At 31.9% G+C, this 25373-nt stretch carries 20 protein-coding genes; 5 read left to right on the top strand and 15 right to left on the bottom strand.

The window, feature by feature from the left end:
• Window positions 1-17: 17 nt before the first annotated feature.
• From ACDZ29_RS01685 to ACDZ29_RS01705, 5 genes are all read left to right on the top strand, one after another.
• Complete coding sequence (locus ACDZ29_RS01685; protein ID WP_375089615.1) at window positions 18-1484, top strand: oligosaccharide flippase family protein; 1467 nt, start codon at window positions 18-20, stop codon at window positions 1482-1484.
• Window positions 1465-2685 (top strand): O-antigen ligase family protein, encoded by a 1221-nt coding sequence (locus tag ACDZ29_RS01690; RefSeq protein WP_375089616.1) that lies wholly within the window; start codon window positions 1465-1467, stop codon window positions 2683-2685. The genes ACDZ29_RS01685 and ACDZ29_RS01690 overlap by 20 nt, the downstream gene beginning before the upstream one ends.
• Window positions 2663-3466 carry a glycosyltransferase family 2 protein gene (locus ACDZ29_RS01695; RefSeq protein ID WP_375089617.1) on the top strand — a complete coding sequence of 268 codons (804 nt, stop codon included), beginning with the start codon at window positions 2663-2665 and terminating at the stop codon, window positions 3464-3466. The genes ACDZ29_RS01690 and ACDZ29_RS01695 overlap by 23 nt, the downstream gene beginning before the upstream one ends.
• Before the next feature lie 5 nt (window positions 3467-3471).
• Window positions 3472-4518, top strand: a complete 1047-nt coding sequence (locus ACDZ29_RS01700; protein WP_375089618.1) for a glycosyltransferase family 4 protein — start codon at window positions 3472-3474, stop codon at window positions 4516-4518.
• 104 nt (window positions 4519-4622) lie between these two features.
• A complete protein-coding gene (locus ACDZ29_RS01705; protein ID WP_375089619.1) occupies window positions 4623-6164 on the top strand; it encodes a hypothetical protein in 1542 nt (513 codons plus the stop codon).
• Between the two features lie 192 nt (window positions 6165-6356).
• Here ACDZ29_RS01705 and ACDZ29_RS01710 read toward each other — a convergent pair whose 3' ends face one another.
• The 15 genes from ACDZ29_RS01710 to ACDZ29_RS01780 form a co-directional block, all read right to left on the bottom strand.
• The gene (locus tag ACDZ29_RS01710) at window positions 6357-7280 is read right to left on the bottom strand and encodes a hypothetical protein (protein WP_375089621.1); all 924 of its coding nucleotides are present in this window, start codon (window positions 7278-7280) and stop codon (window positions 6357-6359) included.
• Between the two features lie 335 nt (window positions 7281-7615).
• On the bottom strand, window positions 7616-8758 hold the full coding sequence (wecB, locus tag ACDZ29_RS01715) for a non-hydrolyzing UDP-N-acetylglucosamine 2-epimerase (RefSeq protein WP_375089622.1): 1143 nt from the start codon (window positions 8756-8758) through the stop codon (window positions 7616-7618).
• A 528-nt stretch (window positions 8759-9286) separates the two neighbouring features.
• Window positions 9287-10027: a WecB/TagA/CpsF family glycosyltransferase gene (locus ACDZ29_RS01720; protein ID WP_375089624.1), complete on the bottom strand. Its 741-nt coding sequence runs from the start codon at window positions 10025-10027 to the stop codon at window positions 9287-9289.
• Window positions 10024-11955: an alginate lyase family protein gene (locus tag ACDZ29_RS01725; RefSeq protein WP_375089625.1), complete on the bottom strand. Its 1932-nt coding sequence runs from the start codon at window positions 11953-11955 to the stop codon at window positions 10024-10026. Before ACDZ29_RS01725 ends, ACDZ29_RS01720 begins: the two co-directional genes overlap by 4 nt.
• A complete protein-coding gene (locus tag ACDZ29_RS01730; protein ID WP_375089627.1) occupies window positions 11942-13285 on the bottom strand; it encodes a phenylacetate--CoA ligase family protein in 1344 nt (447 codons plus the stop codon). Before ACDZ29_RS01730 ends, ACDZ29_RS01725 begins: the two co-directional genes overlap by 14 nt.
• A 21-nt stretch (window positions 13286-13306) precedes the next feature.
• Window positions 13307-14365 (bottom strand): glycosyltransferase family 4 protein, encoded by a 1059-nt coding sequence (locus tag ACDZ29_RS01735; RefSeq protein ID WP_375089628.1) that lies wholly within the window; start codon window positions 14363-14365, stop codon window positions 13307-13309.
• A gap of 308 nt (window positions 14366-14673) precedes the next feature.
• Complete coding sequence (locus ACDZ29_RS01740; protein WP_375089629.1) at window positions 14674-16362, bottom strand: glycosyl hydrolase family 28-related protein; 1689 nt, start codon at window positions 16360-16362, stop codon at window positions 14674-14676.
• Between the two features lie 213 nt (window positions 16363-16575).
• A complete protein-coding gene (locus ACDZ29_RS01745) occupies window positions 16576-17847 on the bottom strand; it encodes a lipopolysaccharide biosynthesis protein (protein ID WP_375089630.1) in 1272 nt (423 codons plus the stop codon).
• A 151-nt stretch (window positions 17848-17998) separates the two neighbouring features.
• On the bottom strand, window positions 17999-18430 hold the full coding sequence (locus tag ACDZ29_RS01750; protein WP_375089631.1) for a hypothetical protein: 432 nt from the start codon (window positions 18428-18430) through the stop codon (window positions 17999-18001).
• A gap of 910 nt (window positions 18431-19340) precedes the next feature.
• Entirely contained in the window at window positions 19341-20426 is a 1086-nt protein-coding gene (locus ACDZ29_RS01755) for a glycosyltransferase family 4 protein (RefSeq protein WP_375089632.1), read from the bottom strand.
• Window positions 20427-20793: 367 nt separating this feature from the next.
• Window positions 20794-22059, bottom strand: a complete 1266-nt coding sequence (gene wecC, locus ACDZ29_RS01760) for a UDP-N-acetyl-D-mannosamine dehydrogenase (protein ID WP_375089633.1) — start codon at window positions 22057-22059, stop codon at window positions 20794-20796.
• A 20-nt stretch (window positions 22060-22079) separates the two neighbouring features.
• The gene (locus tag ACDZ29_RS01765; RefSeq protein WP_375089634.1) at window positions 22080-22760 is read right to left on the bottom strand and encodes a sugar transferase; all 681 of its coding nucleotides are present in this window, start codon (window positions 22758-22760) and stop codon (window positions 22080-22082) included.
• Window positions 22761-22788: 28 nt separating this feature from the next.
• Entirely contained in the window at window positions 22789-23664 is an 876-nt protein-coding gene (galU, locus tag ACDZ29_RS01770; protein ID WP_375089635.1) for a UTP--glucose-1-phosphate uridylyltransferase GalU, read from the bottom strand.
• Window positions 23665-23772: 108 nt separating this feature from the next.
• Window positions 23773-24537 carry a tyrosine-protein phosphatase gene (locus ACDZ29_RS01775; protein WP_375089636.1) on the bottom strand — a complete coding sequence of 255 codons (765 nt, stop codon included), beginning with the start codon at window positions 24535-24537 and terminating at the stop codon, window positions 23773-23775.
• A gap of 142 nt (window positions 24538-24679) precedes the next feature.
• On the bottom strand, window positions 24680-25357 hold the full coding sequence (locus ACDZ29_RS01780; RefSeq protein WP_375089637.1) for a CpsD/CapB family tyrosine-protein kinase: 678 nt from the start codon (window positions 25355-25357) through the stop codon (window positions 24680-24682).
• Between the last annotated feature and the right edge of the window lie 16 nt (window positions 25358-25373).

Here is a 25373-nt window from a genome sequence, read left to right on the forward strand (position 1 = left end):
AATCGGGAGCGAAAAAAGTGAATACAAAGAAGAACTCTATTTTAAAAAATATTGTCCATTTATTTTACAGTACAATTCTATCTAACGTTCTTAATGCGGCCACTCTCATTCTATTAGCTAATTATTTTAACTCAAAGAACTATGGGATTTTAAGTGTGGCACTAGCACTTGCCATGGTCATGAACTTTTTTACGGACCTTGGGGTAAGTAATACTTTTCTAAGGGAAGGAACGAAAAAGGAACACTTAGGGAGAACGTTTTCTTCTTATATAAAGATTCGGATTGTTTGCTCCCTTTTAACCTTTTTTGTTTTTTTTGCTGGCATACGCATTCTTTATCAAGAACAACAAATTCTTTATATGATATATAGCCTAATGATCCCGATGGTCATTGGCCTGGCGATGCAAAGTATTGGGATAACCTATTTTCAATTAATTGAAAGGATGCAATTCATCGCGTCGATAAAAATCTTCTCATCTTTTGCGTTAATACTTTCCACCACGGTGAGTATGGGCTTAAAAGTGGATGTTCATTTAGCAGCCTTTTTATATGGATTTTCTTATTTAGCCGGTGGATTTTACAGCCTTTTTTTACTGCTGAAAAAAGCGGAAATAAAATGGAAATCTCCTTTCGAAAAACAATTATTAACGAATCTCAGTCCGTTTTTAATCAGTGGGTTATTTATCATGTTAACCCCTCAATTGGGCCCATTGGTGCTAGAAAAAACACTGCCTTTAGCTCTGGTCGGTCTCTTTGCAGTAGCCTATCGGATTCCTTCTGCTTTATACCAAATACCAGGGGTCATCGCAGGCGCTTTTTTTCCGCTTTTATTTAAGCGATACAACCGAGGTGAGATTGCAGAACACACCAGATTGAATATCCTGCAAATGAAAATCATGTCCTATATCGGTATGTGCATGACTATAACCTTATTCTACTTGGCTACTTATCTCGTCACCATTTTATTCGGAGCCGAGTGGGAATCTGCGGTTCAGCCTTTAAAAATATTGGCCTTTATAATCGTTCTGCAAGGCTTTAACATTGCCATTGCTGACGGTCTCACGACAAGGGGATTACAGAACCGGCGTACAATTGTCCAGTTTATTACCATCACCATCGGATTGGTGTCCTTCTATTTTCTGAGCGTCAACTATGCAGTGGCTGGTTCAGCTTTTGCCGTCCTAACCATGGAAATTGTCTCATTCATTGGCTATGTCGCTGCCAACCCAGAAAAAAGAACGGTATTCTTCAAGGTCATCCTGCCGTATGGTACCTTCTTTTCCATTAGTTTCATCCTAATGCATAACTTATTATCCAAGTATCCTTTTATAGCGATGATTTCTACCATCATTTTCGTCACTGCTCTAATTTTGCTGCTCGATAAGAGCATCAAGCAATTAATCGTTGGCTTCATAAAAAAGAAAAATGACACCAAACATTTACAAGATAGGAGACAAAAAGAGAATGGAAAGATTGCTAATTAATAAAAACACCTCTATGTGGTCAGTCTTTCTCTTGTTATTTTTTATTACGCTCAGTAAATATAATATCTCCATCGGTTTTTCATTAAAAATTTACATGATTTTTCTAGCCATTTTCTTTTGCATTCATTTTCGGGATTTTTATTTCCATACCCTTTATCATTATGAAATTCTATTGCTTTTATTTTATTTTACCTATTGTCTGAGCGGCGCTTTTTCTCAATATCCTGAATCGAGCATTCGGGTCATCCTAGGAGTGATACTCGTACTTGGCTGTTATTTCATCATGAGATATGTACTGGAGCTAACAACGTTAAGTGTCATTGAGAATTCGATTGCAAATGTCGGGATCATCTTTAACGTTAGCAGCCTATTATTATATTTCATTGGGATACAGGTGACAGGAAGATTCCCGACTGGTGTCGAGATTACTTCATATGGATTATTATTGGACCGGGATTATCCAAGATTAATTGGTTTGCTTGATGACCCAAACATCTTCATTTTTTTCAACACATTATTTTTTTCCTTTTACTTAACCAATTTAAAGGGATTCAAGCATTCGATTGGATTCACCCTATGTATGATTACTTCCCTTCTTACTTTTTCAAGAGGCGGTATTTTAGCGCTCGTATTGGTGGTCTTTTTGTACATGCTGTTAGCTAATTTCTCTAAAAAAATCAAAATGATGACTGTTTCCTTATTATGTCTAACTGTAATCTATGTTGCTGGGTCTATTATCAAAATAGATTTCAATGAAATCATCACGAGCCGCATTACTGACTTTTCAACCGATGGGGGCAGCGGCAGGTTTGAATTATGGGGGCAAGCGATCAACTACTTTATGTCAAATCCCCTTTTTGGCATAGGTGCTTTTAACTTTTCCGATTATTACGCATTTGAGCATAATGAAAAACTATATGTTCACAATACGTATCTGGAGGTTTTAGTAGAGTCTGGAATCATTGGTTTCCTTTTTTACCTTTCCTTTTTATTGATGCTTTTCATCACCTTATTCAAGACTAAATTACATAAAGAAAAACCCTTCATTGTGCTTACTCTTTTTGCTTTCTTAATACAGATGATGTCCCTTTCCCTTATGATTAATGAAGCATTTTTTTCCTTTTTAGCACTAGCTTTAAAATATATTTCCGTATATGAAAGAAAAGAGGTGGAATGTAATGATCTACAGCAAAAAGGATGACAGACCTTTAGTTTCCGTAATAACTCCCTCGTATAACAGTTCGTCTTTTATTACAGAAACCATAAAAACTGTCCAAGATCAAACCTACTTTAACTGGGAGATGATCATTGTTGACGATCAATCAAAGGATGACTCGGTTTATGTCATTAAATCTTATGCAGATAAGGATTCAAGGATTAGACTTATCCCCTTATCTAAGAATGTCGGGGCTGCCCGTGCTAGGAATATAGCAATTAAAGAAGCACATGGAGATTATATTGCATTTCTTGATAGTGATGATCTATGGCTCCCAACTAAACTGGAAGAACAAGTCACATTTATGCAAAAGGGAAATCTTGCTTTCTCTTTCACCTCCTATTCTTTAATAGATGAAGAAGGAAAATCTCTTGATGTTGAAGTAAAGGCACCTAAAGCGGTGGATTATAAGCATCTGATTGGAAATACTAGGATTGGCTGTTTAACCGTGATGCTGGATAAGCTGCAAATCAAGCATATCGAAATGCCCGATATTCAGCCTGAGGATACTGCATTATGGCTGTTACTGTTACGACAAGGATATAAAGCGCATGGCTTACCGAAAGTCTTATCCAAATATCGTATTGTTAGTAACTCTACTTCAAGGAATAAATTTAAAGCTGCTTACCGATATTGGAAGCTGTTACGAAACCAGGAAAAGTTAAACTTTATTAAAGCTAACTTTTATTTTAGCAAATACGCCTATAACGCTTACAACAAAAACAGAGGTTCACAGCCTGCCTCTTTACTAAATGGAGGGAAATAAGAAATATGAACAATGTCCTGCTACTTACAGATAAACTCATAACAGGCGGAGCTGAGATGTATTTTTGCAAATTGGAAAACCATCTTCAGGATGAAAACATGACGTTTTACTCTGCTGCTGCGACGGGTGAATTGTACAAGCAAATCCATAACAAACAACAATTCATTCCTTTAAGCTTAAAAAATCACCTCGCCAATCTTAAAATACTAACTAAACAAGTTAGCTTAAAAAGCATTGATGTCATTCATGCCAATAGTTTACGAATGCTGCTATATTCGATAGCCATTAAGAAACTGACCAGAAGAAATATCAAACTGGTGTATACCAAGCATAATGTAACGATTCTAGAAAAAAAGGTGCCCTTTCTATTTAAAAGGGTGCTGAACAAGCATGTTGAGGAAATCATTGCTGTCAGTAATTTTGAAAGAGATAACTTACTTCAACTGGGTGTTAGGAAGAGGCTTATTAGGACGATTTACAATGGCGTGGATGTGGAGCACTTTTCTTTTAAACAACTAAGGCCTAAAGAAACATTCAATGTGGGAATTTTAGCCCGTTTATCAAAAGAAAAAAATCATGAACTTTTCTTGAAAATTGTAAATGAGTTAAAGGCTGTACCTAATGTGATGTTTTATATTGCAGGAGATGGACCGGAGCGAGAATTTGTAGAAAAAATGATTAAAGACTTAAAGTTACACCATAAAGTGAAGCTCCTAGGCAATGCCTCCAATCCGTATGAGTTTATATGCAATATGGACTTACTTCTATTAACATCACTTAGGGAAGTCTTTCCAATGGTCGTGCTGGAAGCAATGGCAGCAGGTACGCCAATTATGTCAGTGGATGTAGGCGGCATTAAAGAAGCCGTTGTGGACCATGAAACCGGGATTCTCATTTCACATCATTCAGAACAAGAATTTGCAAATCAAATTAAATCCCTTCAAGATAATGAGGATTTAAGACAACGCTTGGGCAGCAAAGCAAGACAAAAAGTAGAAGAATCCTTCTCCCTCTCGAATATGATTCATTCTACACTGAAAACCTATCAATGAACAAAAAACAAACGATGACCTCGTTTGTTTTTGTTTTTTATACCTATACATACTTTTTGGACAGGCATATGCTATATAACATCACCATAAAAGGAGTGTTATAAATGGCAGACCCACTCAACCTCCCTGAGGATTGCCAGAATAGGGATGTTGCTAATATTGATTGTTTTGGCGCTAATCCGAATCTAGCGGATAATTCACCAGCCATTCAAGCAGCGATTGATTATTGTGTAGATAATAACTACTCTAAAGTCATCATTACAGGGAAGAAACAATATACCCTCTCCTCCCCCATTGTCATTAAGCAAAATGTCCATCTTGAAATTGATCCGACGGTAACATTAATAGTTAAAGGTAATTTCCAGGTTTTTGAGCTACAAAAGGATGCTTCCCTCTCCGGTGGGACGATTGAAGTAGTCGATAATAGCTTCAATTCATCCGTCATTTTTCTTTCCGGGGCACAGCAAATAGAAATTCATAATCATACAGCTATATCCAATATCAACATTATTAACCGTACAACAACGTATCAAGGCATAGCCATCCATTTATACTGTAACAAAGCATGGGATTTCATCAGTTTCTTTAAGGCAAGCTCCCTCCAAATCACAAACTTCCATACAGCACTCTATTTAAAAACCGAAAAACTTTTAAATGTAGATACCCCATGTTGGATTAATGCCAACTCCTTCGAGTCCATTTTTATAGATGGCTGCCAGTACGGTATCGAGATTGTGGGAAACAGTGATTTGCCTTACGAAATTTCCGGCAACACCTTTACTGGAATTCAAGTTCAAAGCCGAGAACAAACGAAAAAAGTCATTCGATGCTCAGGTGCTTATAATATATTTGAAGGCATCATATGGGATACCTACCGTATGGATGATCCCCCGCTCGTCGTTGAATTCTCTTCGACTTCCCATCACAACTACCTAAGCTCGAATCAGGTATCCACGTCCATCCTTGATCGCGGCCAATACAATCGATGCACATCTCCTCATGAAGAATCGCTCCAAGTATATCCACCTCTTGCCTTAGGAAAAGCCCACCTGGTCGGGAATCAAGACGATATCTTAGTAAATGCAAACGTCCGCTACGCTGTACGTCAGCTTTCCGGAAAGGCTCCTTATGGAGGAAATATCAATAACTGTTTCAATTTACTCGATGAGCAAAGTGTAAATTACCTCGATGTTCCCAGTTCCCAACCGGTTGTGATTGAATTGGATTTTACCAAACAGCCTATTAAAATGCTAAATTGCTTTGGTATTTATTTTGGATGGAATGAAAGTCCCAGTCGCGTATTGATTGAATATCAACAAAGCTTAAATGGACCTTGGACAGTTGCAAAAAACCTCCCATTTAATGCCGGTAACACTGTTATCTCAGAAGCAAGAGCAGAAACGCTGTATAAAATTAAACTGACGTTAAGCGGGTATACACAAGAGCACAAACGATTCCGAATTAATCGGATCTTCGCAAGATCATCCTTACAGCAAGGTGCAGCTTGGTTGCCGACTACAGGCGGAACATTATATGGGGATTTAGAACTTCAAAAAGGGAAAGCTGTGACAATGGCTTCACCAAACGGAACAAGGTGGAAAGTGAGTATTAATGATCAAGGGCAAATTATTACTTCAAAGCTATGACTATTAAATACTAAAAAAACTGGCATATATACTCGATATCCAAAGCGGAAAGGATAATTCCCCATAGATAAGGATCAATAGTACCAGTTAATTAATAGTCAGTAATGTTATCTCCAATTTACATTACAGGGTGAGTGCATATCTATTAGCTAATCACCCTTTTATAATTAATTTAAACCCTTTCGCTTTTATTTATTGATTCAAGATATTAACCTGACCTCTGTCAGTGATTCGACTCATAGGCAAGGATGGAATATCAATGGTGGTACCCAGGCTATTATCCTTAAGTTCAATAACATCGTTTTGAAGTGTGATTTTATCCAAATCCCAAACCATACCCTCAAACTTATTGTATTGCCCAGTTACCTTCAAAATGCTCTTTGTTTTGCCTGAGGGCTGTATCTGTAAATTGGTAAATTGATTACCACTAACCTCATTCGGTATGGTAGAGTTACTATCTATGTAAATCATATTCACACAATCTTCTAAAGATAGATTCAAAAAACGATTAGCATTGATCCAGGCCTTACCAGAAGATGGTTCTTCAGCTATTAGCTTTACGCCAGTCTTCATTCCTGCAACCTTGACATTTTCAAAGTTCACGAAAGAAATCTCATGTTCTTTACCCCCAGCATATAAAGATATCCCTGTACCCTGGTTACTCTCAGACCAGTTAATAATATTGACATCCTTCACTTGCGTTTTGTTCCAGGTATTATAATATTTATATTTACCATCTAAGTAAATGACCTCTGAATTAAATTCAGCATCATTTATCGCTACATAAGCACCTTCAATGGAAGCATTCTGCTCAAGCTCAAGCACCCTGAAGTTCCCCTCAACAATGAACTTCGTTCCGTATCCGAATTGCAGCTTAACACCTTTCCTAACGATGATCGGTGATGAAATCGTATATTCCCTATTATCAAGCATAACCGTTTTTAATTTATTGGTTTTTGCTTTATCAATCGCAGCCTGAATCTTCGCAGAATCATTAGCCCCTTTAAAATCTTCAACGTATATCTTTTCTTTATGGTTCGATAGAGAATGTATCTGCTGAAAAATGAAGAAAACAATAAGCACTATGCATATAGATAAACCGATTATTTTTTTCATGAAACACATCCCTTTTTTCATTTTTTATTTAGTGTTGTTCAGAATACTAATTGATGGTGCTGTCAATGAGTTCAGTTACGGGAGACTAAGTTTCCTTCTGAGTATATTATACTCTTGTTGCCGTTCTGCCTTTAAAAGGGACAGCTAAATTTTGTTTAAATTTTATCAAATTATGACTGAAATGTTTGTGGATTTCAATATAGTAGGAAGTGTAGGTTATCACGAGGTATATATAATAATGTAAGAATCCCCTAATCCAAGTTAAAAAAAGACAAAGAGCTTTCCAAAACTCTCTGTCTCTATAATTAGTAAGTTCCTATATATAAAATCAATCATTACTGAAATTCAGATGGAGCTTTATCGACTTTACCAAAACGATATAAGATTTCTTGAACAATTCGAGTAGAAGCCTTTCCATCTCCATAAGGGTTTGCTGCTTTAGCCATGGCATTATATTGTTCTTCATTATTTAATAACTCATGTGCTGTATGAAAAATAATATCTTCATCAGTTCCTACCAGTCTTAAGGTTCCTGCTTTTACTCCCTCTGGTCTTTCCGTTGTATCTCTAAGTACAAGGACTGGAACCCCCAAAGACGGTGCCTCCTCTTGAACACCACCAGAATCTGTTAAAATAAGATGGGAACGTGACGCAAAGTTATGGAAATCGATAACCCCTAATGGTTCTATAAGATGGATTCTATCATCGTTACCTAGTATTTCATCAGCAATTTCTCTAACAGCTGGGTTAAGATGAACAGGATAAACGACCTGTATATCACTATTTTCTGCTAAAAGTCGTTGTATTGCCTTAAACATATTTCTCATAGGCTCTCCAAGATTTTCTCGCCTGTGAGCAGTCAACAATATCATTTTGTCAGAGCCTATTTTATCTATAAGATCATGATTATAGGAATCTGTTACGGTCGTTTTTAAAGCATCAATAGCTGTATTACCTGTTATAACAATTGATTCTTGCTTTTTATTTTCTTGTATAAGATTTTCTTTGGATTGAACTGTTGGGGAAAAATGCAAATCCGCTATAACTCCAGTTAATTGCCTATTTACTTCTTCAGGGAATGGAGAGTACTTATTCCATGTTCTTAACCCTGCCTCAACATGTCCTACTGAAATTTGATTATAAAAGGCAGAAAGGCTTGCAACAAATGTTGTGGAAGTATCACCGTGAACTAGAACTAAATCTGGTTGTACTTCTTTCATAATATTATCTAACCCTGATAATGCATTTATAGTAACTCCTGTCAAAGACTGACGGTCTTTCATAATATCCAAGTCATAATCCGGATTAATTTGAAAAACCTCTAAAACCTGATCTAACATTTCTCTATGTTGAGCTGTAACAGTAACTATAGAATCAATCAAATCTGGATGTTTTTCTAACTCTAAAACTAAGGGTGCCATTTTAATTGCTTCGGGTCTAGTGCCAAAAATCGTCATTATTTTTATTTTTTTATTCATACCATTAACTCCTCTTAATATGATTAGGTCTCTTATTTTAAAAACATGGACTTTATAAAATGGGGTTTGGTGACTCCATTTTTCTTTAATTTGTAAAATTTAAAAGAGGAAGTCGTTGCTAAACAAACTTATCTTTTCATTTCCATAAAAAACCAACAGAATCTTAATCTGAGAAATTTCTAGTATAGATGCATGAATACCAGGCAAATCTTATGTAAATTTATTATAAAAAAACTAACTAACTTTTCTTCACGTCTATCTTTTAACTATTGCATAATGAATTATATTCAAAAATGTTTCTTTAGATTGACTCACCGCAATTTGATAAATTTATGAGCATTACATTAAGAGTTAATAAAGTCCAAAAACACATAATTTTTATCTTTCATATGAATACATTGAATATGATCAGCTATTACCAATACACCACATATCCCAACATGAAAGATAAGGATTTTGATTGAAGATATGAGTTAAAGTATTTTTTAAAAAAACCGAAGAAAATTCGGTTAGTTTTTCGATTACTGTTTAATTGACCTTTTTAAATTTCTCTTTAAGTACAATATATATAAATTTTGAATTTCCTACTAAGTATCTTTTCCACATTCTTTTTGGCTCTTGAATAAATCGATAAAACCATTCTAAGCCAATTTTCTGCATATATTTAGGTGCTCTTGATGTAACTCCTGCAACTACGTCAAAGCTACCTCCAACACCCATCTGAAAAGGGACACCAAGCTCCTTGAAATATTTTGATAAAAAGTACTCTTTTTGAGGTGAGCTAAATGCTACAAATAGAATATCAGCATGTGCCTCTCTAATATTATTTACTATTTCTATTTCTTCTTTTTGATTAAAATAACCATTTCTAAATCCTGCAATCTTTACATCAGGATATAAGGATTCATAATGCCTAACAACCTTTTTTACTACCTCTTCTTTTGCTCCTAAAAAGTATATACTATAGCCTTTTTTATTAGATAATTTTATTAACTCTTCCATTAAATCAATTCCAGCAACTCGTTCAGGTAACGGCTTTTTTAAGAAACGAGATGCCCATACAATTGACTGCCCATCTGCGTTAATAATTGGACATTCACTAACTATTTTTTTTAGATTAATATTTTCATCCATTAAAACAACTTTTCCAGCGTTAATCACAACATGTTGTACTGGTTTTCTTTTTTTGATAATTTTGTTTACCTCTACAACAGTTTCATCGATCGTCAAGGACGCCACTTCACAATCAAAAATATTTACAGTTTTCAATTTTTTTCACTCCGTATTTTCTTATAACCATCATAAGTATATTTTTTATTTTTCAGAATGAACGAATTACCATTTATTGAAAGAGTTTCAGGAGAGATAACTGTATATACTATCGAATTTTCACTAAATTCAAAAGGAATCTTTATACCTTCCCCTTTATTTTTTTTCATAAATCCTTTAGAAATCCATTTTTCTGTTTTCTCATATGGTTGAGAGCTATAGATATATATGCCAAGCGGATCCTTTAAATAAATACTATTTTCATCAATAAAATTCACATCAAGGTTTAAATCAAAAATATAATTCAAATCACTTTTTCCGTTAAATGAATCAGCTATTATTATTATTCCTTCTTTTTTTATATACGTTATCGCACGGCTATGTATATATGGGGAATAACCATCATGTTCTCCAATCATATATATTAATTTCTCTGTCTCACCTGAATCCACTAATTTCACCTTAGCTTTTTTTGACCACAAAAATGGCCCACTCATTTCCGATTGATCCTTATTGTCATATGTTAATGTATTATGTAAAGCCGTCTTTCTAAAATAATTCCTCCAGGATGCCTCAGTATTATAAATGTACGTGCCAGGGTCGATAAAAATTGGTTGCTGTTTGTATTTATATACTATAGATAAAGCATCAGCATGGCCATGCGCTGCAATTGAACCAAAACCTAAAGGTCCGCTATCAAAAACAAGGTGATGTTGATTATGATTAAAAGTATAATATCCACCCTGATTAAAACCATAAAATGTTTTAAAATTGTACTTTACTAAATTCGTTAATGATAATTCCTTGAACATTAATACTTCTGGGTATGTCTGTTTAAAATCTTCAAACTCAACACTATAATATCCAGAAGCTAATTGTAATACATATTTATAATAATTTTTTTTATTACCATCGACATTTAATATCTTTGCATCATCACTATCTCCGAATTCAATAATTTCTCCACCTTGTTTAAGATAAGCAATAAACTCTGACATCTTAAATATATAATCTTCATGTATTGTTTTATGTCCAATACTTTTTATAAAAAGGTTATACTGCAGTAGCATTTCCAATACGAATGCATGATAATGAACTGCTTGCTCTTTATTTACTCCATCTGAATGTACCTGTAGGGGGATTTGTTCATTTAAAACAGCATACCCTTCCTCATACCAAGTTTGTTGAAAAATAGGTTTAAGAAAATAACCTATAATTGAAGAAATCGCTACTTCTAAAATCAAATGATTATTAGCCGAAGAATATAAAGAAAGGTTTTCTCTTACATACTGGATTGAATTCTTAACACCAATTAACAAATCATAGAGAAATTCTTTATCTTCTATACTATTTAAAATTTGATAAGCTAGAAGCCATTGATAAGCACGAATTGCAATCTCCATTGATGACGACCAGTTAACACCTTTTAAGAATGGATTCTCTTCTACCCAATTATAAAAGTGATACTTAATTGCTTCTAAGCTTTTCTTATCCTTATTATGTTTATACTGTAATGCGAGATTTACGAAAAATAGATGTCTATTTATTTCCCATGTATATCTAATATCACCAATTTCATCTTGATTTCTAAAAGTGATATCAAAACTACTAATATCTTTTGGCCATACTCCAATTGTACATTCATGCCAATTTATTTTTTCCTTTATATTAACTTTCTTAATAAAATTATCAACACTGGAAGAATAAGATATATCACTTAACTGATCAATATCTATAAATTTCTCAATTGAAGTATTCAATTTCGAAATATTCCCAATATCAATTTCTCTATTAAAACTTATTATAGATTGATTATTTTTATATTTATTTTTATATCTTTGTTTTTTATATTTTTCTTTAAACCTATATGGTATTTCCTTTAAAGACATAGATTTTAAACGGTAGTAATACCACTTAACTTCCCTCATTAGTATATTCACCATCCACATGTGAAATAATCCATCTAAATTTCCCATTTTTAGTTCTTGGAATATCTTCCACTAAATTTATTGTAATGCAGCTTGAGTTACCAAATCTTTCTTTAAGACCTTCTAAGAGCTTTAACTTTTCATCTTTAGAAAATCCCACCTCTGGTACTAAAAGAACTTCAAATTTATCATAATCATGTTGAACAACTTGGGATTTACTAACATTGACTATGGCTTTAAATGCATGAGTAATAATTGATGGACTAATCCATCTCCCATCTTTTGTTATAATCATATCTTCTTCTTTTGTTTCTATAGGATAAATCAATCTATGTTGCATACCACAAGTGCACAGATTTTCTTGTAATTTTCCATAGTCATTCGTCACATATCTTATTAAAGGCATCCCAAAGTTTTGTAAACTTGTACCTACCATTATACCTTCCTTAGGAGATATTACATTATTAGATATAAATTCAGTAATTCCATACTCTTCATTTATATGTAGACCATTATGAGCAGAACATTCGGTAGCACTTATTACTCTTTCTGCCATCCCATAATAATCCCATATTTTACAACCAAATGCTTTCTCTATTAATTCTCTCTGATAGGAGTATATTGGTTCTGAGGAAGTAAACACTGATTTCAAATTAATTTGTTCATTTAATTTATCCAATTTTTTGGCTAAGATATATGCAGTAGATGGATAAGCTTGTAAGGCTTCAGGTGAATACTCTTTTATTTTATTAATGTAATGTTTTAAATTCTCTTCTGACATATGAAAAGAAGAAAATTCAATATGCTTTTGTATTTTGTCAATTTTCCAAAAGGGTGGTAATAGTTGATTGTTCGGGATTATATTATTTCCTCTTATTATGGCTATTTTTGATTGCCTTTTAATACCAGAGGATAGCCATTGCCTCCAAACAATAGCATTCTCAAAATTAATTGAGTATAAATCTCTATAAAATTGTGCTGGCGTTCCAGTAGTCCCACTAGTTTTACCTATATTCATAAATAATTTAGGGATATTCTTTGCTTTCAGATCATTAAAATTTTTTTTCACATCATTTTTTGTCAAGACAGGGATTTTCCATAAATCTTCTTTTGATTTTATATCTTCTGGTTTAAGATTGATACTGTTAAATACCCTATTATAATAGGGTACATTTTTATAGGAATGTTCAATAATTATTTTAAGACGTTCGTTTTGATAATTTTCTAATTCATTAAATGAATAGTATTTACTATCATTTAAAAAAGACAACATTTTTTTGAAATATTGTCCTTCCCTAAGACATTTCTTTATAATTCCATCTACTATCATTTTGTCCTCCAAATATCTATACTAATAAAGTAGAGAATAAATTTTAATAATATTTTTATTAATAATTTGAATATCAAAATTATTCCTACAAATTTCCAAGCTCTCTTTTCCTAATCTCTCTCTTAATGGTTTATCCTCAATTAACTTAATCAAATACATTTTCATATCTTTTATATTACCTGGTGTAAATAAATAACCATTTTCACCTTGAGAAACAGCCTCAGGTATACCACCAATTTTAGTAGATATTATAGGTAAGGAGCCAGCCATAGCTTCTAAAATAGATATAGGCAACCCTTCATTATAAGAAGGTAAAATATAAATATCGCTTTTTTGAATATACTTAATCTTCTCTTCATTATTTATCCACCCTGGTATAAATACATTATTGGATAAATTTTTCTTTTCTATTATTTCTTTTACTTTATTTATTTCTCCATCCCCGCATAAGTATAGCTTAACAAATGGGTAACTTATTATTATTTCTTCTATCGCTTGTAATAAATCATAAACACCTTTCCTCTTACCTAATCTTCCCATAAATAATATATTTACTTCATTAGAAGGATTATACTTAGCTTTAAAATTTTTTATATTGACGGGATTATGCACCACTTCAACATTCGAGGAAGGGGCTATTTTTAACAAATTATTTTTCCAAGTATTTGATAAAGCAATTACTTTGTCGACATTTTCCAAAACTCTAATAATTTTCTTTTTTTCAAATAAACTGGCTTCAGCATAATAAATTGCAAATTCAGCACCATGTATATGGTAGATAATTTTTTTATTAAAAGCTCTCGCTAATAAATAGTAAAAATACTTTCTCCTAAAACTCCCCCTTGAAGCAGAATGAATATGGATTATTCTGGGGTTAAAAAACAATAACAGGAACAACATTTGAAACAATCCTTTTATTGCAACAAATAATTTTAAAAAAATTGATCCATCAACATATGAAGCAATATATTTTATTACATAGTCCTCCGCACTCCTGTTTGAATTTAGCAAGGTTTTATTAACCGCTGAAATGCCACCCTTCATGTTAATATCTGGGCCAACCATTATTATTTTTCTCATAAGTTACACTCACCTAAATAATTTTTATTTATCAAAGAAGATAAATTCTTCGTTTAAACAATCTGAGCTAAGTAAAATGAATTTAATTAATAAATGTTATTATTATGATGTTTTTGAAAATTAATCCACATAAGAATCCTACTATCGATTTACACATTTGTTAATTTCATCCCTTATATGAGACGAATAGCATTTAACACTGTTAAGAATCGTACTGATTTAGAAATGAGCATTCGACTACCTATATTCCAAGTTTGGGAGATTTTCACTAATTATCTGAGTTTCAAAATAACAAAACTGTTCATAAATTAGGACAAAGAAGTTAATGTTTGTCCATTGTTTTCAATAGTACCTTCTATAAAATTGCCAATTGTGTATGTTATCCCCGTAGAACCATTATCATGTCTTATGGCAGTTACAGGCGCTTTAATATTGTTATTTCTAACAAATGATTCCTTTGAGGAAAGATTAACAGCTATACCATTTGAAGAAGTAAAATCATTTTCCCTTAAAGTCAAACGAAGAGCATAAGAAATTATTAAGCAATAGCTATAACACTTCACGTTATTGGATTCAATAAAAAAGTTATATTTATTTGGTTTAGTTGTACATAAGAAAAGTGAATTTGTGATATCCGAAAATCCTTTATTATTATCAACATAAACATCTACATAATTTGTACTATTATTATTTTGAATATTAACAGCAAATGTTTTAAAATCATCTATTATATTATTTCTTATTATAATTTTCCCATTATCTTCTTCGTAATCACAAGAAATAAGTATATTATCACCCGAAACTGATTTTATAAGGTTTTGTGAAATATCTATATTCTCCATTTTGTTTCCACTAAAGTTTATTCCAAATCCGGAACAGTTTTTTATTGTATTACTTGTTATTTTCACACTAAAGATTCCTATTTTTTTTGCTATACTTTTATTACTAATTCTAACACCCGAAACAGAAGCATTTGTAATAATATTATTATTTATATTAATCGTTTCAATATTTGTTGGATAACTCGAAGCTTGTTGATTTATATAAAAATTTATACCATAATCAACGTTATTAATAATATTGCCTTCTATTTCTAAATTCATGTAATTAGCAACTTCTATACCTGTACTACCATTTCCGACACCACTTATAATATTATTCAATATTTTTATATTATTAGATAAGGAATTGCGTGAAGCAAATTTTAAAGAACCAAATAAGTCCTTAACAACATTATTTTCAAAAAAATAATTTTTTGCTCCAGCAGGAGTTGTCGATGTCTGCCATACGTTTTCAAAGTAATTGTTTAACACCCAAATATTATTGCTAGTTTGGATATTCTGCAGATCACGATTTGTTTTGGCCCCTACACCAAAACAGGAATCTGCAAAATTTTTAAAGATACAATTAATAATTTTTATATTATTACCACTTTGAATTTTTAAACCATAATCACCCTTAACCAGATTTTCTATTTTATTCCTGAAACCAATAAAGGATATATTTTCAACTATTAAGTTTTCAGTCTTATAAATGTATAACAAGCTATATTCTCTTCCTGTTTCTTTCTTTTTTATAATTGCACCTGAAGAACCCAATAACCGGATATTACTTATTTTATCAATAAATATGGTATTAGAAACAAGATAGGTTCCTTTTGGAAAAAATAGTGTATCTCCATCACTTAATGTTGAAATAGCAGTAATTATAGATGCAGTATCGTCTTCTTTGGCATCTCCTTTTGCACCAAACCACTTTATGTTTATACCCCTGTCAGTGAATTCATTTGTTGCTTTTTCGGTAATAGAATTACCCCTTGCCTTAAATTCGGATAAATCGCCAATTTCTTCTGCAACTGTCCTCCTATATTTGCCTCTTACCATAGATGTATCGATTCGTTGTAATGTCATATTAGTGCCATCCTTTTTGATTGTATAACCAAAAAAGAAAGCTAATATCATAAGAAAAAAGTTAAGAATGAAATTTCTCCGTTTCAAAGTATAATCCTCCCTCTTTTGAATCAGTGAAAGAACTACTCGAACCAATACTTATTCAATAATAATTAGCATGTTATGTAGGTTCATTAGAAGTTGGTTTGAAACTTCAATAAAGTTAAACTTAGTGAATTTTTTCCAAACCCTAAATTATTCAGACTGAATTTTCCCTTGTGTGTTCATTGATAAAGTATACAAGTAGTCTTAAACCATACTTTATTTTCCTTTCATTTTTAGAATAATATTTTTTTTATACTGCAAATAAAACTTAATTAAAATGCTGCCATAAATTATTCTTGCAATTAATACACTAATCGCAGCCCATATTAGTCCAAAAAACGGAACAGTGAAAATGATAACGAAAACGATCGCAACAATCTGCACATACTTTCCTATTGTAATAAATACTGGTTTCCCCAAGGAATAAACTGCCTGTTCTATTGGAACAAGTACAACCGAAATCAAAGAAGAAATAATCATTACTTGAAGAATCTCAACCGAATCTATATATTTTTCTCCTAAGAGTATTGGAACTAAAAAATGTACAATGGGAACTAAACAAGACATTCCGATTGTTAAGATGAGTACTGACTTAGTTATTTTATTTGTACTTTCAAGAATTTCTAGTTGGCTTAGTTCAGACATTTTGGGTAATAGTACCTTCCCAAATGCAAATGGAATAAATGATATTATTGCGGACAACTGGAAAGCAATATTATAAATTCCAATTTGTTGATAGGAAACCCAGAAAGAGATAAGGAAAAAGTCAATTCTCCCCAAAGTATTATTGGATATGGAAATCAAAAACATCCACTTTCCGTATTGATAAATATCCCTCGTTATTTTTTTGGATAATTTAAAAGAAAAAAAGGATTTTAAAAACATATAATATTTAAATGTAAAAAACAAAGATACAAGTAACGGTAGAAAGTATATATAAAAAACATACTTTAGTAACAGCAGTTCATTTAACTTCAATATAATAATTCCAACTACCAAAATTAAATATCTTAAAATATTAATCATCGCTCTTAGTTTGAATTTTTGGATTGCTTGTAAGAATGTATCATTAACGAAAAATAAAGATTCCCCTAAAAAGCCAATGATTAAAAATGGAATAAATTGCTCTATTTCTGATTTACCTATCAAAAAAAATATTTGATCCCCAAAGACCCACAAAACCATAATAATAAAAGTAGTAATTATTATTTTTATTAAGAGATATAAACCAAAAATTTCATTTCGGTACTCTTTATCTCTAACAGAGTATCTAACTGCTGTATTTTCCATTCCAAAATCAAAGAATGCGCTTAAAAATGCAACAGCCACAAAAATAAAAGAATATTTACCATAATCTTCAGGACCTAATGATTTAGATAAAATCAATATACTAAAAAAACTCAAGGCCTTTGTTACAATGCTTTCACAAAATACAATACTTAAATTTCTAAATAGGATATTATTGTAATAATTTTTAAAAACTTTCATAAAGGTAACCTACATTTTTTATTTATTTTTTGTATTACTTTAAAAAGATAATTAAATCCTAATTTAAGGTTAAGTCTTTTGTTACTTTTTTCTCATCCAAAAATAATCTAATTAAATTTAATTTCCCCACTTACCTCTAACAATCACTATTTTATTCTGGGTCTTGCATTATATAACGTTCTTTTCTTCGCAAATCTTTAGATAGATTAATTAAAAACATTGAAAAAAAGGTTAATATTTGAACAATCCCCATGCTGGTTGCTAAGCCATTATAAGAATTCGCAAATAAGAAGATCATTGTATAAAGAAACAACATATACCAATGCTTGTTTTTAATAAAAATTACAACTGGAATTAAATATAGAATTATATATATAAGAATAGTGATAAAAATTCCGTAGTCATACATATACATAACTGCAGGAACCTCAATATTATCGAGATCACTGATAGATTGTAATAAATAATCAGATGCGCCAATCCCTTTACCAAGAAAGAAAAATGGTAATGATACATCATTCTGAATCAATGAACCAATAGCTGAAAATCTACCGTTACTTACATCACCTTCTTCAAAAGCCATGAAGAATCTATTCAAAACATTATTTCTTAGGGAACTGTTGAAAAGAACTATAATACAACCAATTAATATATATAATAATTTTTTACCTTTATTACTACCAGTTAAAATAGCTGATAGAAGGATTAACAAAATAATTAGTATACCAAATTTACTGTTACACAAAAATGAGCCAACTATAGTTGTTAGAAAAATTATTGCTGTATTAAAATTAATATTATCTTTGTAATAGTGGTGATATAACAAATTGATTCCAATAAAGATTATAAGAAGTAATGTATTGGTAAGGGGATGACCTAATAACGAAAAAAGCCTATAAACATCAGTATTTAAATCGGCCTGAATACTTCTAGAAATACTTGAAAAGAGTAAGAAATCAGCAAGTAAGAATTGTAATTTTTTATGTAATACATAATCAATTAGCCCATAAAAAACATTGATAATTATTATCCAGTTATAGATTTTAATAAATCGTTTAAAAATCATCTTTGATTCCTGTAGTTTAATACCTACTACTAAAAGGGGAATTAACAACGAAACAATAAATCTGTACACCCCTGAAAAAGGAATATTAAAGTATACAATGCTAACAATATTAATAGAAAAAATAAAAATAACCAAATATAAAACAAAGAGATTTATAAATTTAGTAAAAACCAAATAGTACAAAAGAATTACCAGGCAAGGTACTATTGAGTACATAAGATTTATATGTGTAATCTCACCCAAAATTAAACGAATTATAACCGTATAACAAAATGTATAATAAAACAGTATGAAAATTAATATATTTTCGACTTTGTAACTTTTTCCATTTAAGATAATTTGATTTGATTTCAATCCGTTATTAACCAAATAATCCACCACTTAACCTTTTATAATATAATAATGAAGCTGAATATTCATTATTTAGTTAGACCTCAATATAAACTTCATTATAACTATTCACCATTTTTTCTAATGAATATTCACTTTCTATATATTCTAGTGTTTTTTTATTGTTTGTATATCGACGTCGATATTCATCATCACTTATAAGTCGATCTAATTTTCCAGCCAAATCTTCATAACTTTCTTTTTCAAAATATAAACCATATTCCTGATTTTCTTTCACGATTTCTAAAGGGCCTTCAAGTTTACTTACAATAACGCTACAGCCTGCAGCTAGAGCTTCCACTACCACTAAACCAAAGCCTTCATATCTAGACGGTAACACTAGAATATCTGTATTAGCATATAGATTTTCTATTTTTTCTACATTACCTATAAAGTTAATATTACTTTCTAAACCAAATTTCTTAGTTAGTTCATATAAACAATCCATTGATTGTTGTTCATTTGACGCCCCTGCAAAAGTACATATAAAATTATCATTATTATACTGGTTCTTTAATATATTTAACGCCTTTATTAAAATATCTTGTCCTTTTATTTCGGGCATAATTCTAGCTACACAAGCAATGTTAAAACTATTACTTTTCTTAACCGAAAGCTCAGATGAATTATCAAACCTTTTAAGATCTACACCATTATAAATTAATCTAATCTTGTCTTCAGAAACATATTTTTTTATAATGTCAAAAACTGAAGTGGAAATAGCAATATATTTATCGACCGGATATTTATTTAAATTGGCATTATATACAGCCGTACTATGAACTGTAAAAATAACTTTTACCTTTAAGATCTTTTTTAGCAAATAAGCTACTTTCAATGAAAATATGTTATGGCAGTGTATCGTATCTATATTATTTTTTTTAATGAACTTATAAATTTTATAAACATGTTTTATATTTTTTATTGGATTTTTTGTTCCTTCTTTTCTATTACATAAAAGGATATTCTTTTCTTCAAATTGTTGTATATACTCTTTACTCCATCTATTATTTATTACACATAAATAATTAGATACCTTTATGTTTGTGGTCATTAAATCCACGATAATTCTTTCAAGTCCCCCACCTAGCACCAATGAAGAATTTAAATGTAAAACCTTCATTATTTCCCTCCCTTTATCTAACTCCTAAGACTAACTGATACAATAAAGCTAAGATTCCAAAAAGCACATTAATAACCCAAATTATGGTTTAAAAACTGCTAAATCTATTTCGTTTTAATCCGATGTCTCCAGTAACAAAATGTTCTACTATTGACATAGATGGATGAGCATCACAGAAAAAGGAAAAAATTCATTGTTGAATTGCCTTTTTTGAATATAGTAATAAATGGGGTTGTATTCATAACGAAAGTGCAATTTACAACAAGTAAATATTCTTCCTTCACTATAGTCTTAACGTTTTTAATCCCAGATCTACTGTAATACAAATTCTACTTGCTAATTATTTGAATCTAGAGTAGTTCCAACCCTAGATTGAAATTAAGTTCTTATCATAATCATTAGAATAAAAAATCCCTCTAGTATCTATTAATTTTTTCATTAAAAATAAATCAGTATCTAATTCCTTAAAATAATCATGATCTACTAGTAAAACTATTATATCAGCCTTTTTAATAGCAGCCACCGTGTCAGTCAACTCAATTTTAAAATCTTTTAATGCTTTGGGAAGTTCCTTAATATGTGGTTCAGCTACAAACATGTTTTGCTCAAAAATACTTGCTAATTCTTTCACAATCTCTACAGCAGGACTCTCCCTTAGATCATCAATATTCGCCTTAAATGCTAACCCTAAACAAGCGATGGTTGGATTTGGGATATTTTTTGCAATTTCTACTACTTTTTCAATTATATAATGGGGCTTTGAGTCATTGACTTTCCGTGCAGTATGAATTAGCTTTGAGTTCTCAGGTGCAGCATCTACAATAAACCATGGATCTACTGCAATACAATGACCACCAACACCTGGACCAGGCTTAAGTATATTTACTCTCGGATGATGGTTAGCTAAACTAATTAACTCCCAAACATCAATATTCAAGTCATCACAAATCATTGATAATTCATTAGCATATGCAATATTTACATCTCGAAATGAATTTTCTGTTAACTTCGAAAGTTCAGCAGTTCTTGCATTTGTTTGTAGTACTTTCCCCTCAACAAACTTATTATAAAATTCTGCTGTTTTAATAGTTGATTTTTTATTTATTCCTCCTACTATACGATCATTCTCAATTAATTCTTTTAATATCTTACCTGGTAGTACTCGTTCCGGACAATGTGAAATGTATATTTGATTTGGACTATTTTCATCAATATTCAAATCTGGTCTTTCATGTAAAATCCAATCCGTAATTTTTTCTGTTGTACCAACGGGACTAGTAGATTCTAATATTATAATATTACCAGGTTCAATATAAGGAATAATTGCTTTTGTAGCTGACTCAACAAATGCTAAATCAGGTTTATGATTGTCTTTAAATGGAGTGGGAACTGAGAGAATAAAGACATCTGCATTATCAGGAATTAAATCAGCAGAAAAGTTTCCTTCTGACACAACTCTTTTTACAATATCCTCTAAATCGGGCTCATAAATATGAACTTGTCCATTATTTATTAAATTAATTGCCTTCTCGTTTACATCTACACCATGAACAAAAAACCCTTTATTTGCTAATACGGCTGCAGTCGGCAATCCAATATACCCTAAACCCACTACGCAAACTTTTTTATTCAAAATAATCATCTCCAATTTTCTTAATAAGCGCCGTTCGTGTTAATCATACATTTTACAGTTTTTATAATTATTTTAATATCCAGAAATATATCTCGGTTAACAATATAAGTAATATCTAAATCAACCATTTCATTGAAACCAATACCATTTCTGCCACTAACCTGCCATAATCCCGTACACCCCGGAGTTACAAGTAGTCTTTGTTTATCATATAAAGAATATTCTACAACTTCACGAATAAGTGGTGGCCGCGGTCCAACTAAACTCATTTCACCTTTAAGTACATTCCACAGCTGCGGTAATTCATCAATACTAGTTTTCCTAATGAATTTACCAATTTTCGTAATCCTTGGATCATTTTTCATTTTAAACATAGAACCAGTAACTTCATTTAAAACTAGTAAATCCTTAAGCCTATCTTCTGCATCGGTGACCATTGATCTGAATTTATACATATGAAATTCAGTCTCGTCTTTCCCGACTCGAACCTGCTTGAAAAAAACAGGACCTTTTGGGTCTTCTATTTTTATCAAAATAGCTACAATCAAAAAAATGGGTGATAGTAAGATAAGTCCAGTAAATGATCCAATAATATCTACAAACCTTTTCATTCTTATATAGCTTGAGTTAGCATTTACTTGATCTGCCGTTAATAAGTGGTCAGATGATGCCACTCTCTGCTCAACTGCTACAGCTTTCAAATTGGCTCCTCCCTTACTCTTATTATTCTTATATCTTTTGTTTTTCTAGTAGGTTCTCTATAAACTCTAAAACTTCATCTTTTAGAGTTATATCATTCAAAGCAAACTCAATTGTCGTTTGGATAAACCCTAGTTTCTCCCCCACGTCAAATCGTTTTCCCTCAAAATCATAAGCAAATACTCGTTGAATTTCATTTAATTTTTGAATCGCATCAGTCAGCTGAATTTCTCCGCCTGCTCCTAGTTCTTGTTTTTCCAAGAACATAAATATTTCAGGTGTAAAAATGTATCGGCCCATGATTGCCAAGTTGGAAGGGGCAGTACCCTTTGCAGGCTTTTCGACAAAGTTAGTTACTTCATAGCGTCGCCCATTTTGGTTACTTGGATCGACAATTCCATATCGATGAGTTTCTTCTTTGGGGACTGTTTGAACACCAATGACGGAAGATAAGGTTTTATCATATTCATTCATTAACTGTTTTAAACAAGGTGTTTCAGCTTGGACGATATCATCGCCTAATAAAACTGCGAATGGTTCATTACCAATGAATTTTCTTGCACACCAAACTGCGTGGCCTAAACCTTTTGGTTCCTTTTGTCTTATGTAATGAATGTCCACTTTGGAAGGAGCTTGAACCTTTTCTAGTAATTCGAATTTATTTTTTTCCATTAAATTATTTTCAAGTTCAAATGCATTATCGAAATGATCTTCAATTGCACGCTTACCTTTACCGGTTACAATAATAATATCCTCAATTCCAGATGCTACAGCCTCTTCAATAATATATTGAATCGTCGGTTTATCTACTATAGGAAGCATTTCCTTTGGCATAGCTTTTGTAGCTGGTAAGAATCTTGTTCCTAACCCTGCTGCTGGGATTATCGCCTTACGTACTTTTTTCATAGATATCAGCCCTTTCTAGCTCTTTTATTCAAAAAAAAAATATATATAGTTTTTCATAAGCAAAAATTATATTATAATGATGAAAGCGTTTCCTGATTATTTATCATTCTAAAAGATTCCTAAAATTTTCTTTTTGAAAGGTACTGGCTTTTCAACTGAAGGACTTTGCCCCTTAATTAGCTGTTCAGCATTTTCTTTGAAATAAAATGTACATTCGATCCCATATGATTTTGTAATTGTTTCATAGGCTTGTTGTAACGTGAATCCTCTAGTGCCTATATTATGAGCATCTGTTGAAATAAAATGAGCAAGATTATGTTCGATTATTTTTTTTGAAAATGATTTAACATTTTTTCCAAATTGACCGATAATACTACCAGAGGTAAGTTGAGTTAAGGCACCCTCTTGAACCAACTCAAATAATAGTTTATGATTCTCGATCAATTCCTTATTTCTTTCCGGGTGTACGATAATAGGTTTTATTCCTTTAAGCTGCAGCTCGTAAATCACTTCTTGGGTGTATGTAGGGACGCTTCCCGACGGAAGCTCTAGTAGCAAATACCTTCCGTTATCGTCTAGCGTTAGGATTTCTTCCTTTTCAAGTGAAATAAATATGTCACGGTGTATCCTTACTTCTTGTCCGAGATGAATGGTAAGAGGAATATTTTCTTGTTGTAAACTCTCATTTAACCTCCCTGCACGGTCAATGATGTCACTCTTAACATTTACATATTTCTCATTTAAGTGATGTGGCGTGGCAAATAAATGGGTGATTCCTGCTTCTACCGCTTTCTTTGCCATGTTGAGACTTTCCTTCAAGTCAGCAGATCCATCATCAACTCCTGGGAGAATGTGACAATGTATATCAATCAAATTTCACACACTTCCTTTTAACAAAACGGGATAATAGGCTTAATCTCTAAGAAATCAGATAGGAATTAATACCCTGATTAATAGTAGCATATAAAACTACCATTAAACAGAGTGTTATTTTGTCGAATTTTGTTTTATTTTCTTAAGATTGATAGTAATAATAATTGCTGTTATCCGCTTCAGCGCCATTTAAAACGACTCCAAGCAAAGCTGTATTAGCTTTCACTAAAAGCTCCTTTGCTTTTACTGCACTTTGTTTGTTTGTCTTGCCGCTTGCCACTACCATGATCACGCCATCACATTTATTGGCTACAATCTGGGAATCCGGCACTACCAGTACGGGCGGTGTATCAAAAATGATATAATCATAGATTTTTTTTAGTTCATCAATGGCTGTTTCTATCGCTTTGGAATTTAATAACTCTGAAGGATTAGGTGGTATCGGCCCACTTGTTAAAATGTCTAAATTTGAAACATTTGAATTCAAGATAGTTTTTCTTAAGTCCATTTTCTTTGTCAATACGCTAGTAAGTCCATGTATATTACTAAGGTTAAAAGCATAATGAACCGATGGTTTCCTTAAGTCCGCATCCACAACTAATACTTTTTTCTCTTCTTGAGCAAGTACAATCGCTAGGTTGGCAGCTGTAGTCGATTTCCCATCATTAGGCTCCGCGGAAGTAACCACAATGGTTTTGATTTCTTTATCTACTGAAGAGAATTGTATGTTTGTCCTAATTAATCGATATTGTTCAGCAATAGGCGATTTAGGATTAGTCTGCGCAATTAAATTTACTTGTTTTTCATCTTTACTTCTCAAAAATCCCACTTCCTTT

The organism is Peribacillus sp. RS7 (genome assembly GCF_041956845.1).
In the GTDB taxonomy this organism is placed as follows: Bacteria; Bacillota; Bacilli; order Bacillales; family DSM-1321; genus Peribacillus.

What these genes read in the sequence shown, in the direction of transcription:
- ACDZ29_RS01725 (WP_375089625.1), bottom strand. Translation starts at nt 11,955, where the DNA reads ATGAGGGAAGTTAAGTGGTATTACTACCGTTTAAAATCTATGTCTTTA.
- ACDZ29_RS01745 (WP_375089630.1), bottom strand. Translation starts at nt 17,847, where the DNA reads ATGAAAGTTTTTAAAAATTATTACAATAATATCCTATTTAGAAATTTA.
- ACDZ29_RS01750 (WP_375089631.1), bottom strand. Translation starts at nt 18,430, where the DNA reads ATGGCTTTTGAAGAAGGTGATGTAAGTAACGGTAGATTTTCAGCTATT.
- galU (WP_375089635.1), bottom strand. Translation starts at nt 23,664, where the DNA reads ATGAAAAAAGTACGTAAGGCGATAATCCCAGCAGCAGGGTTAGGAACA.
- ACDZ29_RS01700 (WP_375089618.1), top strand. Translation starts at nt 3,472, where the DNA reads ATGAACAATGTCCTGCTACTTACAGATAAACTCATAACAGGCGGAGCT.
- ACDZ29_RS01695 (WP_375089617.1), top strand. Translation starts at nt 2,663, where the DNA reads ATGATCTACAGCAAAAAGGATGACAGACCTTTAGTTTCCGTAATAACT.
- ACDZ29_RS01755 (WP_375089632.1), bottom strand. Translation starts at nt 20,426, where the DNA reads ATGAAGGTTTTACATTTAAATTCTTCATTGGTGCTAGGTGGGGGACTT.
- wecB (WP_375089622.1), bottom strand. Translation starts at nt 8,758, where the DNA reads ATGAATAAAAAAATAAAAATAATGACGATTTTTGGCACTAGACCCGAA.
- ACDZ29_RS01705 (WP_375089619.1), top strand. Translation starts at nt 4,623, where the DNA reads ATGGCAGACCCACTCAACCTCCCTGAGGATTGCCAGAATAGGGATGTT.
- ACDZ29_RS01690 (WP_375089616.1), top strand. Translation starts at nt 1,465, where the DNA reads ATGGAAAGATTGCTAATTAATAAAAACACCTCTATGTGGTCAGTCTTT.
- ACDZ29_RS01710 (WP_375089621.1), bottom strand. Translation starts at nt 7,280, where the DNA reads ATGAAAAAAATAATCGGTTTATCTATATGCATAGTGCTTATTGTTTTC.
- ACDZ29_RS01735 (WP_375089628.1), bottom strand. Translation starts at nt 14,365, where the DNA reads ATGAGAAAAATAATAATGGTTGGCCCAGATATTAACATGAAGGGTGGC.
- ACDZ29_RS01730 (WP_375089627.1), bottom strand. Translation starts at nt 13,285, where the DNA reads ATGATAGTAGATGGAATTATAAAGAAATGTCTTAGGGAAGGACAATAT.